17 protein-coding genes are annotated in these 13,989 nt (G+C 42.3%); 8 read left to right on the top strand and 9 right to left on the bottom strand.

Annotated features, from left to right (window positions below):
• Positions 1–27 precede the first annotated feature (27 nt).
• The 3 genes from A6E01_RS13960 to A6E01_RS13950 all read right to left on the bottom strand — a co-directional run bounded on the left by A6E01_RS13960 (position 28) and on the right by A6E01_RS13950 (position 3,760).
• A complete protein-coding gene (locus tag A6E01_RS13960; protein WP_065211013.1) occupies positions 28–678 on the bottom strand; it encodes a hypothetical protein in 651 nt (216 codons plus the stop codon).
• 79 nt (positions 679–757) lie between these two features.
• The gene (locus A6E01_RS13955; protein WP_065210486.1) at positions 758–2,680 is read right to left on the bottom strand and encodes a hypothetical protein; all 1,923 of its coding nucleotides are present in this window, start codon (positions 2,678–2,680) and stop codon (positions 758–760) included.
• 156 nt (positions 2,681–2,836) lie between these two features.
• The gene (locus A6E01_RS13950; RefSeq protein WP_065210485.1) at positions 2,837–3,760 is read right to left on the bottom strand and encodes a LysR family transcriptional regulator; all 924 of its coding nucleotides are present in this window, start codon (positions 3,758–3,760) and stop codon (positions 2,837–2,839) included.
• Between the two features lie 394 nt (positions 3,761–4,154).
• Here A6E01_RS13950 and A6E01_RS13945 point away from each other — a divergent pair, with 394 nt between their 5' ends.
• Complete coding sequence (locus A6E01_RS13945) at positions 4,155–5,063, top strand: IS5 family transposase (RefSeq protein ID WP_017027019.1); 909 nt, start codon at positions 4,155–4,157, stop codon at positions 5,061–5,063.
• Between the two features lie 53 nt (positions 5,064–5,116).
• Here A6E01_RS13945 and A6E01_RS13940 read toward each other — a convergent pair whose 3' ends face one another.
• The 3 genes from A6E01_RS13940 to A6E01_RS21285 form a co-directional block, all read right to left on the bottom strand.
• The gene (locus tag A6E01_RS13940) at positions 5,117–5,719 is read right to left on the bottom strand and encodes a YrhK family protein (protein WP_237334541.1); all 603 of its coding nucleotides are present in this window, start codon (positions 5,717–5,719) and stop codon (positions 5,117–5,119) included.
• Positions 5,720–6,096: 377 nt separating this feature from the next.
• Positions 6,097–6,417 (bottom strand): cupin domain-containing protein, encoded by a 321-nt coding sequence (locus A6E01_RS13935; protein ID WP_237334540.1) that lies wholly within the window; start codon positions 6,415–6,417, stop codon positions 6,097–6,099.
• A 52-nt stretch (positions 6,418–6,469) separates the two neighbouring features.
• Positions 6,470–6,607: a hypothetical protein gene (locus A6E01_RS21285; RefSeq protein ID WP_156744624.1), complete on the bottom strand. Its 138-nt coding sequence runs from the start codon at positions 6,605–6,607 to the stop codon at positions 6,470–6,472.
• 142 nt (positions 6,608–6,749) lie between these two features.
• Here A6E01_RS21285 and A6E01_RS13930 point away from each other — a divergent pair, with 142 nt between their 5' ends.
• From A6E01_RS13930 to A6E01_RS13900, 7 genes are all read left to right on the top strand, one after another.
• A complete protein-coding gene (locus tag A6E01_RS13930) occupies positions 6,750–7,610 on the top strand; it encodes a polysaccharide lyase family 7 protein (RefSeq protein ID WP_065210484.1) in 861 nt (286 codons plus the stop codon).
• A 311-nt stretch (positions 7,611–7,921) separates the two neighbouring features.
• A complete protein-coding gene (locus A6E01_RS13925; RefSeq protein WP_065210483.1) occupies positions 7,922–8,173 on the top strand; it encodes a hypothetical protein in 252 nt (83 codons plus the stop codon).
• A 112-nt stretch (positions 8,174–8,285) separates the two neighbouring features.
• Positions 8,286–9,407: an ISAs1 family transposase gene (locus A6E01_RS13920; protein ID WP_065209512.1), complete on the top strand. Its 1,122-nt coding sequence runs from the start codon at positions 8,286–8,288 to the stop codon at positions 9,405–9,407.
• A gap of 141 nt (positions 9,408–9,548) precedes the next feature.
• The gene (tnpA, locus tag A6E01_RS13915) at positions 9,549–9,866 is read left to right on the top strand and encodes an IS66 family insertion sequence element accessory protein TnpA (RefSeq protein ID WP_017037717.1); all 318 of its coding nucleotides are present in this window, start codon (positions 9,549–9,551) and stop codon (positions 9,864–9,866) included.
• Positions 9,863–10,216: an IS66 family insertion sequence element accessory protein TnpB gene (gene tnpB, locus A6E01_RS13910; RefSeq protein WP_017037716.1), complete on the top strand. Its 354-nt coding sequence runs from the start codon at positions 9,863–9,865 to the stop codon at positions 10,214–10,216. The genes tnpA and tnpB overlap by 4 nt, the downstream gene beginning before the upstream one ends.
• A 59-nt stretch (positions 10,217–10,275) precedes the next feature.
• Positions 10,276–11,805, top strand: a complete 1,530-nt coding sequence (gene tnpC, locus A6E01_RS13905; RefSeq protein ID WP_065210482.1) for an IS66 family transposase — start codon at positions 10,276–10,278, stop codon at positions 11,803–11,805.
• Between the two features lie 170 nt (positions 11,806–11,975).
• Positions 11,976–12,227 (top strand): hypothetical protein, encoded by a 252-nt coding sequence (locus tag A6E01_RS13900; RefSeq protein WP_065210481.1) that lies wholly within the window; start codon positions 11,976–11,978, stop codon positions 12,225–12,227.
• A gap of 158 nt (positions 12,228–12,385) precedes the next feature.
• On the opposite strand, the gene A6E01_RS13895 is transcribed toward A6E01_RS13900, so the two are convergent.
• The 3 genes from A6E01_RS13895 to A6E01_RS13885 form a co-directional block, all read right to left on the bottom strand.
• The gene (locus tag A6E01_RS13895; RefSeq protein WP_017028607.1) at positions 12,386–12,904 is read right to left on the bottom strand and encodes a GNAT family N-acetyltransferase; all 519 of its coding nucleotides are present in this window, start codon (positions 12,902–12,904) and stop codon (positions 12,386–12,388) included.
• Between the two features lie 32 nt (positions 12,905–12,936).
• Positions 12,937–13,362, bottom strand: a complete 426-nt coding sequence (locus A6E01_RS13890; protein WP_017028606.1) for a MarR family winged helix-turn-helix transcriptional regulator — start codon at positions 13,360–13,362, stop codon at positions 12,937–12,939.
• Between the two features lie 132 nt (positions 13,363–13,494).
• Positions 13,495–13,767: a hypothetical protein gene (locus tag A6E01_RS13885; protein ID WP_237334551.1), complete on the bottom strand. Its 273-nt coding sequence runs from the start codon at positions 13,765–13,767 to the stop codon at positions 13,495–13,497.
• Between the last annotated feature and the right edge of the window lie 222 nt (positions 13,768–13,989).

The raw sequence follows: 13,989 nt of genomic DNA, 5'->3' as shown, positions 1-13,989 counted from the left end.
AGCCTTTCTTTCACTTGAGAAAACGCTTTAAAAACTAAAATTCACGCCAAACTCATAACTATTTTCTGAAGTTACTTTTGAGCTAGGTGTAGATCTATGTTCACCAAAAATATACTTGAAATATGGCTGGATCCATTTAGGTCTCATGGTCAATTGAACATGTTGGTTTGTTCTGTACCCGCCTTCAGTAATCTTTCTATCATAGTTAAATGAGTACCCTATTCGAATAAAATCAATAGGCGAATAATTTACACCAATTGTATTTTTCCATTCCTCGATACCTAAATCAATGATATCAACAGAGCTACTTCTCCATTCATAAGAGCTACTTAAAAAGGCTATTGTACTCTCGTTAAGGGCCGTTCCACTAAACACACCTAATGAATAAATGTCTATGATATCTGCTCTACCATAGCTTATAAAAGCTTCTGTATAGAAGTCTCCAAGCATTACTCCGTAGCCTGTCCCCAGCTCTAAATACCCAGTAGAGTCTATATCCGCACTTATGTTGACCTGTTCTGTTGCTTGAATTGTTCCTGATACTGTTCCAACCCAACTGTCACCAGTCTGCGATACTTGAAAACTTAATTGAGGTTCATAATATTGCAGTTCAGTTTGATTGGAATATACAGCGCAGCTAAAAAATAGAAGCCCAATAGTTATCAATAGTCTTTTCATATCATCTGCTTTTGATTTAAACAAAAAAGGAGTCACTCGATAAAGCGACTCCTTTGCTTATATTTCTGTTTAAATCAAGTTACGAGCGAGATGCAACTCGGCTTTTGATAGCTTGCTTTATCTGTTGACGTTGCTCTTGCGAAAGAGACTGCAACTTATTGCGAAGTTCTGCTTTTTGCGCTTCTGTCATATTAACAGCCTTATCACGCGCAGCGCCTTTTAGTTCAGAGATACCCTTCTTTTGGCCAGTAAGAAGGTAATAACCTAATGAATAAGGTTTTTGACCAATCTCATCCACCTCAATAGCAATTATCTGGACCATTTTTGTTGCATTTTCTACAGACTGTTTAGCCCACTCAACCGTTGACTCTTTTTGAACTTTCCAAAGTGCTCTGCGCATCTCGTCATTGATAACATCACCACTTTGGTTTACCAAAAATACAGCGACAAGCGACTTCTGCTCTTCTGGACTCAATACTTCGGCAGCTTCCTTGTATGCATCCATGGTAGCTTTAGACACAAGCTTTGTGTCACCTTCAGGACCAATAATCACACCACCAGTTACGCCATTATCCTGAATGATAACCTCAGTACCATCGAGTAATGTTACTGTCAGTTGGTTACCATCTAGATCAAAGCCTAATGTAGGCAAATCGTTTGCAGGTGATACTGGACTAATAATTGCGGCAAACAGTCTTCCATTATCATTTCTAAAAATAATCTCAGCACCATTCTCAAGCTGAACTACAAAGCCATGCTCTGTCATTTCACCTGAGCCGATAACTTCACCATCCATATTAGTGATAGTGCCATCATTATTTAGTACAACACCGCTATCAGATTCTGGGTGATATAGGACACCATCTTTGACTACAACTCTTTCGCCATTGTCTAGTGTGATAACTGTCGTGCCAAATACTTCATCGATATCACCGTAAGTCGGCGCAGCTTCTGGCCCCCAATGATTATTGCCACTCTCACTAATAATCGCTGCGAACAAACGACCATTGTCGTTGCGGAAAATCACTTCAGCGCCACTTTCAAGTTGAACCACAAAGCCAAGCTCAGTCATTTCACCTGAGCCGATAACTTCACCATCCATATTAGTGATAGTGCCATCATTATTTAGTACAACACCGCTATCAGATTCTGGGTGATATAGGACACCATCTTTGACTACAACTCTTTCGCCATTGTCTAGTGTGATAACTGTCGTGCCAAATACTTCATCAATATTACCGTATGTTGGTGCTGCATCTGGACCCCAATGAATATGCCCGTTACCACTACTTACAATAGCTGCAAATAGACGGCCATTATCATTACGGAAAATAATTTCTTCACCAGAATCTAGAGTGACTACAAAGCCTAGCTCCGTCATATTGCCAGTACCGATAACTTCACCATCCATGTTTGTGATAGTGCCGTCATTATTCAGTACAACACCGCTATCAGATTCTGGGTGGTATAGGACACCGTCTTTAACTACGACTCTTTCGCCATTGTCTAGTGTGATAATTGTCGTGCCAAATACCTCATCAATATCACCGTATGTTGGTGCTGATTCAGGTCCCCAGCTATCATCGCCAAACTCAGGTCCCCAACGAGGTGTATCACCAAAATCAGGAGCAATATCATTGATGCCTACCAATAAGCGCCCATCTTCAACAGATAAAGAATAAGCAACGCCATCGATATACGCTGTCGCTACTCCATTCTCCACAACAACACCACCAACAATATCGCCATTCTTATCAACAATAACGTCGCCTTGAACTGTAAATACTTCACCATTTACAGTAACTGCCGCATTACCATTTCCATCACCAACGATAACAGCTGAGTTACCTTGATCCCCTTCAATGTAAGCTGCATTTAAGCTTTCGCTGTAAACAACATCAGCAACACCACTTTTTGGGGTTGAAGAGTCCGAAGAGCCTGAAGATGAGCAACCAGCAAGAAGTGTCGCTGCGATAGTTGCGCTTAGTAGTCGTAGTTTCATGTATATCTCTCAATAAGAAGTAGCACGATAAATGTTGCATCTTGCGGAAAAAGTGGCGTTCCTGCCGTTGAGAGAATATTAAATATAAATTGGTCAATTAAATATTGAGCGAGATGAATATCGCTATTAACCACAGGTTAACAGCGAAACAATTTGTTACCTTTGCTTTTTTAATAGAGTAGTGATTATTTTCTGTAGCCACTTTTTTGTCGCATCGTTCCGATCTTTTTGATTAGAGTAAATATGAATATCTTTTAGCAATTCTACTTCTCTATCCCATACAGTTAGAGCCTTCAAATGAGGGTAACGTGTAATATCAAATAGGCCTGAATGAGGGAATATCAAGTCTGTTCTTGCGATGGTTTCTAAAACTACCGAAGGCAGCTCGGAACGTAATACGACCTTAGGTATTAGTGCAAATTCGCCAAATACTTTCTCCGCAAAGGTCTTTCGAGTATTCCAATCAGCAACGATCAATGCGGCTACAGGGTACATAGATAATGTTTTTACACTCACTTTATTTCCAGCTATAGGGTGATCTTTTCTCACTATAATTTGGAATCTATCTTGAGTTATCTTACGACTACTAATGTCTTTACGTGATAAGTCGATATCATAGTTAATACCTAGTTTTATGTCTCCTTTAGCTATATCTTCCAAGGAGGTTTTAGACCAATTCACTAAGTGCCACTGAATATCTGGTGCTTCCTCATGTAAAATAGAAAACAGATCTGTACCTATGGCTTGAAGCATAAAAGGTGATATTGCTATCGTCATCCTTCCTTGCAGATCGCTAGGACTAAAGTCGTTTAGTGAGTTAAGGTTGTTTGCCAGTTTTTCGAGTGTCGGACTAATACTATCTGCAAGTTCATTAGCAAATGGGGTCGGGTTTAATCCCTTTGGCACTTTCACAAATAGTGGGTCATGAAAGTGATCACGCAGTCGAGTTAACGATTTACTGAGCGCTGGAGCGGATACATGCAATCTAAGTGACGCTCTTTTTAAATTTTTCTCTTGATAAATGACCTGAAAAGTACGCAAAAGGTTAAGGTCTAGGTTGTTATAAAACTGCTTTGCCATTTAATCATCTATCCTTGTAATCATAGAAGCAATCATAACTATTTGGTCCGTTATATAAGTTGCAACTATGCAGTCTTGTTCTCTAAATTTCGTTCAAGTCTCTCAAATTACACCACTCTATTAAAGCAATTTAAAAATATTAATAGTGATTGTGTATCCACCTTAATTAACAGTATCTTTTGAATTTCACGATCAATAAAGCTTATGCTTCTTTAACCTGCTTACGAATAATAAGCAAGGCTCGCCAGTAATTAGTGATACCTCCAAGCAGAAACAGAACACTACCTATGATGTATTGCCAGGCTAGATAGCGAAACGGCGTTGTTGACTAAATCAGTTGAACCTTTTCTAAATCCTGCGATCTGATCCCATGTAGTAGAAGCATGGTGGTGTTATGGGTAAATCGAAGAAGAAGATAGTGAATTGGAGTGAGTATAATGAAGCCTTGTGTAAGCGAGGCTCAGTAACGTTTTGGATTGACGACTCAGCCGTTGAAGCGTGGCAATGCAAAAGACACCATGGAAAACGTGGCAGAGGCTTTCAGTTTTCTGATACTGCTATTGAAACCGCTTTGATGGTTAAAGGGATATTCTCACTCCCGTTACGTGCGCTTCAAGGTTTTATCGACTCCATTTTTGCCTTGATGAACGTCCCTTTGCGCTCCCCAAACTACAGCAGTATTAGCAAGCGCTCAAAGACCGTTCAGGTACAATACAAGAACAAATCTAAAGGCTCAGTTCGCCATATTGCTATTGATTCAACAGGTCTGAAAGTCTTTGGTGAAGGTGAATGGAAAGTTAAAAAGCATGGAGCAGAAAAACGTCGGACTTGGCGTAAACTGCATCTGGCCGTTGATGTTGATACTCATGATGTGATTAGCGCAGAAGTCAGCCTCGTCAATGTCGGTGATAGTGAAGCTCTCCCAACATTGCTGAATCCGCTTCGTAGAAAAGTGCATTCTGTATCAGCAGATGGTGCTTACGACACGAAAAAGTGCCATGAAGTATTGCAGAATAAGGGTTGCAAACCTCTCATACCTCCTCGGAAAAATGCTGGTTATTGGGAAGAGGGACACCCTCGGAATAAAGTGGTCGATGCACTTAAAAGCGATTCGTTAGCTCAGTGGAAAACTGACTCTGGCTATCACGACCGTTCAATCTCTGAGACGGCAATGTCCCGATATAAAGGACTGACTAGCGGAACATTGAGCTTGAGATGTTATAACGCTCAAGTTGGTGAGGCGTTGGCAAATGTCAAGGCGATGAATAAAGTCCTAGGGCTAGGTATGCCCATTAGAAGCTAGCTGGCAAGTTCCGTAGGATAGCTACGTCCTTTTCCTGATTTGATCAACAACGCCTAGCGAAACAACTGGTATGAGTCATGGGTCGTGTCAATTGTCCAGAGATAGGGAATGGAGGCTACTAGAAACAGCACTGAGCCGGTGACGAAGGTAAGGGCTGTTAGATTCATTAATTGTAGCGTTACCACTGAGCCCTCATACAAGATCCGGCATACATTAATCACAGCACCGAAGACGAACAAGCCGCTGCCTATGATGAATAACCAAGCCCCTGCGCTCACCAGATCCACTTCTTTGAGAAAGAAAATACTGCCAATAGTGAACAGAAGCGAGCCCAAGAAGTAGGCAAAGGAGGCGGTAAACTCGAGCTTTAGTTCGTGGTTCAGATTGCCGTTGCTTCGTCGGTATGCATTGACTTCAAGTACGTCGTGCAGGGCAACAATGAGATAGAGAATGGAGCCAATAACAAACAAAATAGCGCCGATATCGACATAGTCCTCAAAGCGAGGTAAGAAGCAGATGCTTCCGAGAATGAAGATTACGCCACCGACTTTGTAGACAATAGCATTTAGCGATTCCCAGAAAATCTGCTGTTTAAGCTCCGGAGTTTGATGAACAACATCGTGCATTCTTTGGCGATTGACAAATAGGTGTGGCATACCACTAAACAGCCTTATTGATTGATACTCTGTAAAGCATAATCAATGTTTAGGGTCTGTTGATCTTTTGAGGTTATTTTTGTAGCAATTTGTTGGGTATTAATACAAGGCAGTCGCTTTTAGGTGTGGTGGTTCCACATGAAAAGTGACTAACGCGGTAGAAATGCCCAACAAAGCGCTACCCGAAGGGCTCGGCAAGAAGGGCTCGTCCAGAACCCCTTTACTCTGCGTTGAGCGACTTTTGCTTAGATGACTAGGCGGCAAGTCCCTCGCCTTGATTAAATGACTTCTGGTCGAGCAAAATTTAATCGCAAAAGGTCAACAGACCCTAGCCACTGCAGAGGGTTATTTCCACTTTATTTATCAGTATCTTACCCTTATTCCGCTTTCACTCGCTCTGGCTTGCCTTTTTCATGGACACGAAAAACAATAACCGTCACGCCCTCGTCACCTGTTTTGGCTGTATGCACTTGCTTCAGAGGAACCTTGGCTACCTGACCTTTTGTCAGCAATACATCTTGTTTGCCTTTTTGCCAAAGCGTAACGCTCCCTTCAATAATGTACGCAAACTCTTCTCCTGGATGCCAGTGTTTGGGTAGCGACGTGTTGGGAGGGATGGTGACTCGACTAACAATGACTTCAGTACCTGGTGCGCCCTCTAACAGAGAGGAAAGCAAAGTCTCTGACTTTAACTCCATAGCGAAACTGCTTGTTAAGGAGTGAAACAGGATTCCAAACAATGCTAAGACTTTAATCATAGGCTTCATTGATATGGCCTTGGTCTAAATTAAACTCCTTAATGCTATAGACCAAAAAACCGACAAACCCATAGCCGGCATCAATGCATTGCAAGTCATCAATACCTGCACCGAATGAAATGTCGTGCAACCTTTAGTTACTTATCCCGTAATCTGGTTGCAAAGTAGAGCTTGATCACATGAAACGAGTTGAATGGTTCCGAAACCCTGCCGACTACAAATATAATAATACAAGATATATAAAATGAACTGTCTTCATAGGAACAATCACCATGGCACTTCGTAAAACTAAAATACTCGGCCTAGCCACTACCCTACTCTTATCTTCTCAAGCGTTCGCCATCACCTTTGATGACGCGGGCGACAACCGTGGTATTCCTGCTGATTATGCGCAATACCGTCCGATTCTGTCTGAATCAGAATTACAGATCTCTGATCCTGCAGGCAAGAAAGGCAACAAGCTTTACATCGCAACCAACACCGACTTTTCTGGTGTTGTGAACGAAGTATTTTATGTGGACAAAGAATCAGAAGCTTTCGTCTTTAAAATGACGGGCGATCACAAAAGAAACGAGTTGCGTGTTCATAAGAACTTTAACACCTCGCTGCCACATACCTTCTACCATCTAAACGCAAGCATTGAGCCGGTAAGCCCAGAAGCTTCCATGAAAGACTCTACGTCCAAGCAAAATGAAATTACCTATCTTCAAGTACACAACAAAGGCGTCACTGTTGATGGTAAAGACAATATTCCTCACCCGCTTCTACGCGTAGTATGGCGTGAAGGCGCTGGTGAAACTGCTGGACACTACTGGGCAGTAATTAAAGACAATGCGCTTATCTGTAAAGGTAAAAAAGGCAAAGAAAACATGGGTAAGCCTGCTTGTAAGTCAGAAAATGCTTACAAACAATACGACCTTGGCAAAGCAAAGGCTGGCGCAACAGATTTCAATATTATCGTTGGCAACAGCACTCTTATTGTTAATTTGGATGGTGAGCAAAAAGTGAACCACAACATCGACTACTGGAGTCACCTACTCAGCTACTTCAAAGCGGGTGTATACAACCAGTTTACCAATGGCGAAAGCGAAGCTCACTTCTACCAGCTTGAGTATCAAGTAGAGCATAAGTAATAACAATCACACTCAATAAGTGAAAATAAAAGCCAGAGATCGAGTCGATCTCTGGCTTTTTTTATGCAAGATTATCTATATAGAATAAATATTCACAAATACACTACCCTTTATTTATAATGAGATTAAATCCATCATAAATATAAATAAAAACAATTAGCAAAATTCTGTTACATTTATAGCTTTATTTTGCTCTCTTGATAGTACAGAGAATAGTGTTTTTAATATAAATGTCGAGTGAGTCACAGTCTAATATAAATTGGCAAGGCATCTTGTACGTGTAGCATAACCATATAGAAAGGATTTAGATTATGCCATCAAGCACGTGCCAGCAGATTAATCCAGACTTACATTTGGATAGCTTATCTGTACTTAAGCTGTTGTCTTTAAAGCCAATGGGAGTAATCACGCTCGATGAATTGGAGTTCTTCATCTATCACACAGTATGCGAGAAAGTAGACACCTTGCTTAACCTATTAGAGTTTAACCAGTGTATCCTGATTGATGGTGAAAATATTCATCTGACCGATATTGGTTTAGAGCATCTAGAGGTAAATGGTTAATAATATATTTTACTAACAGGGTGAGATCGTGAACGTTTTTCAATCAAAATCACGATTGATTTGACGATCACATTTAGCTGTGATCATATACTCCCTTTTTAGGGAGAGCATCATGCACATTGACCACTTCAAAGAACATTTTCAAACGATTATCGACCAACGCCAAGGTGCAAAGGTCACATATTGCCTGTTTGAAGTCCTTTTTGGCTCGCTATGTGCAGTGATTGCAGGCGCGAAAGGTTGGTTCGATATTCGTGAATACATTCTCGGTCATCATGATTGGTTTAAGCGTAATGACTTGTTTTTGAATGGTATTCCTGCTGATGACACAATAGCTCGTATCATCTCTACCATTGAACCCGAACAGTTCCATGAGTGCTTCATTAACTGGATGTCATCAATTCATACTCTCACCGAAGGTCAAGTGATTGCGATTGATGGAAAAACACTTCGCGGCTCATATAATCGTGAAGACAGGACGAGCACCATTCATATGATTAGTGCTTATGCGTCGTCCAACAAGCTCGTACTGGGACAGCTAAAAACCGAACAAAAAAGCAATGAAATTACAGCGATCCCTGAATTGATAAAGATGCTCGATATCAAGGGGGCCCTAGTAACTATTGATGCTATGGCCTGTCAAACCAAGATTGCTAAAGCCATTGTAGATCAAGGTGGAGACTACCTGCTTGCCGTAAAGAGCAACCAAGGAAAACTCCGACAAGCAATAGAAAAGGCATTCTCTTCTCAGCGAGCCAATGTGGCTGATAACATCTCTCTTGAGCAAGGACATGGCCGTATAGAGTCTCGTCAATGCTATGTTTTTGACAGTGCAAAACTTGAAGGTAATTTCTCTCGCTGGAAAGGCTTGAAGAGCATTGTGATGGTTGAAAACTTTCGCCTTGAGAAAGATAAATCTGTCGACCTAGAGTACCGTTATTACATCAGCTCCAAAGAGCTTAGTGCAGAGCAAGCTGCTATGGCTGTCAGAGAACATTGGGGCATAGAGTCAATGCACTGGGTACTTGATGTCACCATGAATGAAGATGCATGCCTGATATACAAAGATCACGGTGCAGAGAACCTATCATGCCTACGTCATATGAGCTTGAACATGCTCCGAGAAGAGCCAACCAAGCTAAGCATTGTTGGTAAGCAAAAGCGCTGCATGATGAATACATCGATGCTAGAGGCAGTATTAAGTGCTGGTTTTACTCGAGTGGTGAAAAACTAGGCACTCATGCGGTCACCCTGATTTTACTAATGGTATAAACGGAGTATCGATTAGTCACTACGTAAGCGTGTCATGAACACCGCATTCTAATCTTTCAGCACGAAGAATAAGATCATCTCTCCAACCCAAAGGAGAGTTGAAATGGCAAAACGACGCACCAACCTAGAATGGCAATCACTGTTTGAACAATATGAAAGTAGCAGTGTTACCCAACGCGCTTTTTGTGAAGAGCATGGACTGAGTTTATCCACGTTCTTCGCCAAACGGCGTCAACTCCAAACAGCAAACCAATCGGAATCTGTCGGATTTGTTAGAGCCGAAATCGTTGAAAAGACAACCAAGTATCAGGCCCAGATAGCTACGGCGAACATGACACTTCTCATCAATGATGTGGAGCTGAGCATTCCTCAAGGCACGCCAGCCACCTATCTTGCTGAACTCATTGGAGCGTTGTCATGAAAGGTATGCTCAGCGCTCCAGACATTTACCTTTATCGTGAAAGCGTCGATTTTAGAAAGTCCATCAACGGCCTTGCAGCGATTATCGAAAATGATACTGACTTGCCTCTTGGCAGCGGTGCGCTGTTCCTGTTTACCAATAAACAGCGCGATAAGATTAAAGTGTTGTACTGGGATAAAACAGGCTTCGCCCTCTGGTATAAACGCCTTGAAAAAGCCAAGTATAAGTGGCCTTCAAAAGAGAAAAATCAGGTGTTTACCCTCACTCAATTTGAGCTTGATAGACTGCTTTCAGGCTTCACAATTATCGGCCACGAACCCATCAAAATAAACGATTTTACAATGAGTTAATCGAGAATAAAGCCTTATTCTCCAAGCGTTAACGGCACGATTTTAGTATAATCAATGCTATGAAAAAGACGCCAAATATCAACCCAGAAAGCCAAGATGTTGCCGAGCTACAAGCGATGGTAGCTGCTCTGATGTCGGAGAAAAATGAGTGGAAACAAGAGCGCCAATCGCTGCTTGAACAACTCAAACTCGCCTTCGACCGTCAGTTCGCGAAACGCTCGGAGGCATTAAAGCCTTACGATGAATCACAAGGTGACCTCTTCAACGAAGCGGAGTGTGAAGCCGTTAAAGAAGACGAGGTTGAGGTGACAACCACGACCACAACGAAAAAGCGCGGTAAACGTAAACCTCTGCCTAAGACCTTGCCTCGTGAGGTTATCGAACTTGATGTAGACGACCATGAAAAGCAGTGCGCTTGCTGCAATCATAGCCTGCATAAAATCGGTGAAGACCGCAGCGAGAAGCTAGAGTTCACGCCAGCGGTACTCAAAGTGTTGGAATATGTTCGTCCTAAGTACGCTTGCCGCCAGTGCGAGAAAACAGGTGACAGCAGCCGTATCGTTCAGAAGCCATCCCCTCAGAGTCTCATCCCTAAAAGCTTCGCCACAGAAAGCTTGCTGACCAACATCATTCTTGGCAAATACCAATACGCGATGCCACTTTATCGCCAAGAATCGCTGTTTACCCAGTCGGGTATCGAGCTATCACGCACCACCATGGCAAGGTGGGTTATCCAAGTCAGTGAGAAGTTCGCCCCGCTGTATGCGGCCTTGAAGGAGAACCTGCTTCAACAAGTGGTGGTTCAGGCGGATGAAACGCCGCTCAATGTGCTCAAAGAAGAGAAGAAGTGTTATATGTGGCTCTACTGCTCAGGCGCTGACTCACCCGAATCGGCACTGCCGAATGTGAAAAATATTGCCTTGTACGACTATCAAAACAGTCGCGCGAGGGCGTGTCCCGTGGACTTTTTAGGTGACTACAACGGTTATCTACAAACCGATGGCTACGCGGCTTATGATGGTCTGCATCACGTCACCAATGTAGGGTGCTTAGCGCATGCTCGTCGCAAGTTCATGGATGCGAAGAAGCTTCAAGGGAAAGGTAAATCAGGCAAGGCTGATAAGGCGCTGGCTAAAATCCAAAAACTCTACGGGATAGAATCACGCTTAAAAGGTGCGCCTGCCCAAGAGCGAAAAGCAGAGCGTCGAGCGCTTGCCAAGCCGATACTGGATGAGCTTTACCAATGGATGACGACCCAGAAGGTGATTGGCTCTAGCCCACTAGGCAAAGCGATAAAATATACGCTTGGGCAGTGGTCAAAGCTTATTCGTTATATCGACGATGGTCACTTATCTATTGATAATAATCGCGCTGAACGCGCAATTAAACCACTGGTCATTGGCAGGAAGAACTGGCTGTTCTCTAACACACCAAACGGTGCTGATGCGAGCGCGATGCTTTACAGCATCATCGAGACCGCGAAAGCCAACGGTCTTATCCTCTACGACTACATGGTCAAGTGCATGAAAGAGCTGGCGAAAGCTGAGCCTGATATCGACGCACTCCTGCCTTGGAACTTCAAACACTGACAAGTCGCCCCGTGGGTTCATGGGGCGGATACGTCACTACAATATATAATATGGGAATAATGGTTATTCCATTTATTCATATTCATCTTGCTATCAAGATCACTTTCATTACATTCCATATGGGGCACATTAACGGCAAAGAAAAATAACTAAAATAAAGGACTACAGTTATGCAATCCAATCTTTGCTCCCAACTACATTCATCTCTTCACGCAGATAGCCTTACCATGCTTAGATTCCTTACTTTGCAGCCTATGGGTTCGTGTTATTTTGAGGAAATGAATGCTTCAATCACGGATTACCTAAACGAGCCGTTAGATAGAGTATTGAATACGCTAGAAAGTAGCGAGTGCATTCGCTTTGAAGATAGTCGTATTGCATTGACCGACTATGGCCTAGATTACGTCGAAATGAACAATTAAAGTTTTAAGCTGACAGCATGTCTCTTGATCACAACTCGGACTTTAGGGTATCGGGCATCTGTTTCTATAACAGGTCCCCGATAAAAGCCTTCGGGAACGACGTTAATTAATCGCATGAAAGTTAGGCTGGCAGTTATTCGCTGTCAGATTAAAACTCTTTAGTGACATTCTATCCAGTATCTTGCCAAAGGGTTTGGATAAACCTTACCAAACACAACGTTTTCTAGCTGTCCGCCATTGGCTTCGATGACTTTGCGTGACGCCATATTGTCTTCATCCGCCACAACCAGAGCCTTAGATAACCCTATCGCTTTGGCTTTTAATAAGGCTTTCTTTAGCATCAATGTGCCATAGCCCTCGCTACGATATTCAGGGGCTATGTCGTAGCCAATATGCCCTGCTTCTAACGCGAGTAGTTCAGTATCGATGTTATGGCGTACTCGAATAGCACCATAGATGTTCTTCTGCGCATCAACCAGCCAAAAATGACTGCATTGCACATAATCTTCTACAAGATTAATGCCCATAGCTTCATCTTTCAGGCACTGAATGTAGGCTTTGAAATTCAGCACACCCTCTAGGTAATAATCAGAGTTGATCTCATCGTTGGCTGCGAAATCTTCATAAAATCGAGCAAACGATGATTCAAATTCCAGCGAGGGCTCTATTAACTGCATATGCCGATCTCCAAACTAATCCAAAGGGGAGTTTACTCTGATAAATTACGAGCAAATTTTTGTGCGACGGTGGTGAATACTGTTAGCTCTTCGTCGCTTAGGTCTTGCTTCATTCTTGTTTGGATAGATTGCTGAGCTGCATCAATTTGCTCACTCAGTAAAATGCCCTGCTCTGTCAATGATAGGAATTGGCTACGCTTGTCTTCAGGGTTAGGAGACTTCACGATCCACTCGTTCCCAATCATCTCTTTCACCAAGCGTGCGACTTGCGCTTTGTCTCTAGAAAAGTGCTGAACAATATCGTTGGCTGTGCATTGGTCCCGTTGTCTGATGAAGGCTAAACAGCGAACATGCATTCCATTCAAACCAAGATCATTCGCTTGCAGCTCAGCACGTATCGCGTGCCTATATGATTGTACGAGTTGAAAGATCGTATCAGAGATTAGGTTCTTATCCATTGATTTACCATAAAGATTAGATAACAGTGTTTAGATTAACTGTATCATAGTTGAACTTATCAACCAGGTAAATCTGAACCCAATGAAAGAAGTTAAGCAGGTATGGAGGAGGGTCGAGAACGAAAAGAGTCTTTATTCTACGACGATATACTGAACAACTGCATCGTCAAGAAGACCAGACTTATCAATAGAGTCAAAATCGAGTACCTGCCCCAAGATCAAGGCGACCTTGATCACTATCGTAGCGATCGTTAGCACCAAAACAGCTCGATTCAAGCTCAGTTTTGCAAGGCTTTTACGCACTATCTCTTCAGAAACGTGGTTCTTCTGGGCAGACCAAATTGTCTTTCTTAGCGAATCCATCGATTTTGTAGCAGCCACAGCTAGTACTACTAGCAAAAGCACACTCAAAAAATCGAAAAAAATAGGCCAAGACAAAATATTTCTCCAGACGGAATAATCTACACAACGGAATGGAATTATAATAATACAATTCAACGAATACCGTGGTCAGATTCACATTTCTGGTTATTACTTAATTACCAAAACACCAAATTACGTGATGTGGATCACAATTTAATGAAACTTATGTAATTAACTTTCAGTATTTAATTACATAAACAAAAT

The organism is Vibrio breoganii (genome assembly GCF_001677275.1).
In the GTDB taxonomy this organism is placed as follows: domain Bacteria; phylum Pseudomonadota; class Gammaproteobacteria; order Enterobacterales; family Vibrionaceae; genus Vibrio; species Vibrio breoganii.
This window is presented reverse-complemented; position numbering and strand designations above follow the sequence as displayed.

What these genes read in the sequence shown, in the direction of transcription:
- A6E01_RS13945 (WP_017027019.1), top strand. Translation starts at nt 4,155, where the DNA reads ATGGGTAAATCGAAGAAGAAGATAGTGAATTGGAGTGAGTATAATGAA.
- A6E01_RS13925 (WP_065210483.1), top strand. Translation starts at nt 7,922, where the DNA reads ATGCCATCAAGCACGTGCCAGCAGATTAATCCAGACTTACATTTGGAT.
- A6E01_RS13960 (WP_065211013.1), bottom strand. Translation starts at nt 678, where the DNA reads ATGAAAAGACTATTGATAACTATTGGGCTTCTATTTTTTAGCTGCGCT.
- A6E01_RS13890 (WP_017028606.1), bottom strand. Translation starts at nt 13,362, where the DNA reads ATGGATAAGAACCTAATCTCTGATACGATCTTTCAACTCGTACAATCA.
- A6E01_RS13930 (WP_065210484.1), top strand. Translation starts at nt 6,750, where the DNA reads ATGGCACTTCGTAAAACTAAAATACTCGGCCTAGCCACTACCCTACTC.
- A6E01_RS13920 (WP_065209512.1), top strand. Translation starts at nt 8,286, where the DNA reads ATGCACATTGACCACTTCAAAGAACATTTTCAAACGATTATCGACCAA.
- A6E01_RS13955 (WP_065210486.1), bottom strand. Translation starts at nt 2,680, where the DNA reads ATGAAACTACGACTACTAAGCGCAACTATCGCAGCGACACTTCTTGCT.
- A6E01_RS13940 (WP_237334541.1), bottom strand. Translation starts at nt 5,719, where the DNA reads ATGCCACACCTATTTGTCAATCGCCAAAGAATGCACGATGTTGTTCAT.
- A6E01_RS13895 (WP_017028607.1), bottom strand. Translation starts at nt 12,904, where the DNA reads ATGCAGTTAATAGAGCCCTCGCTGGAATTTGAATCATCGTTTGCTCGA.
- tnpA (WP_017037717.1), top strand. Translation starts at nt 9,549, where the DNA reads ATGGCAAAACGACGCACCAACCTAGAATGGCAATCACTGTTTGAACAA.
- tnpC (WP_065210482.1), top strand. Translation starts at nt 10,276, where the DNA reads ATGAAAAAGACGCCAAATATCAACCCAGAAAGCCAAGATGTTGCCGAG.
- A6E01_RS13935 (WP_237334540.1), bottom strand. Translation starts at nt 6,417, where the DNA reads ATGGAGTTAAAGTCAGAGACTTTGCTTTCCTCTCTGTTAGAGGGCGCA.
- A6E01_RS13950 (WP_065210485.1), bottom strand. Translation starts at nt 3,760, where the DNA reads ATGGCAAAGCAGTTTTATAACAACCTAGACCTTAACCTTTTGCGTACT.
- tnpB (WP_017037716.1), top strand. Translation starts at nt 9,863, where the DNA reads ATGAAAGGTATGCTCAGCGCTCCAGACATTTACCTTTATCGTGAAAGC.
- A6E01_RS13900 (WP_065210481.1), top strand. Translation starts at nt 11,976, where the DNA reads ATGCAATCCAATCTTTGCTCCCAACTACATTCATCTCTTCACGCAGAT.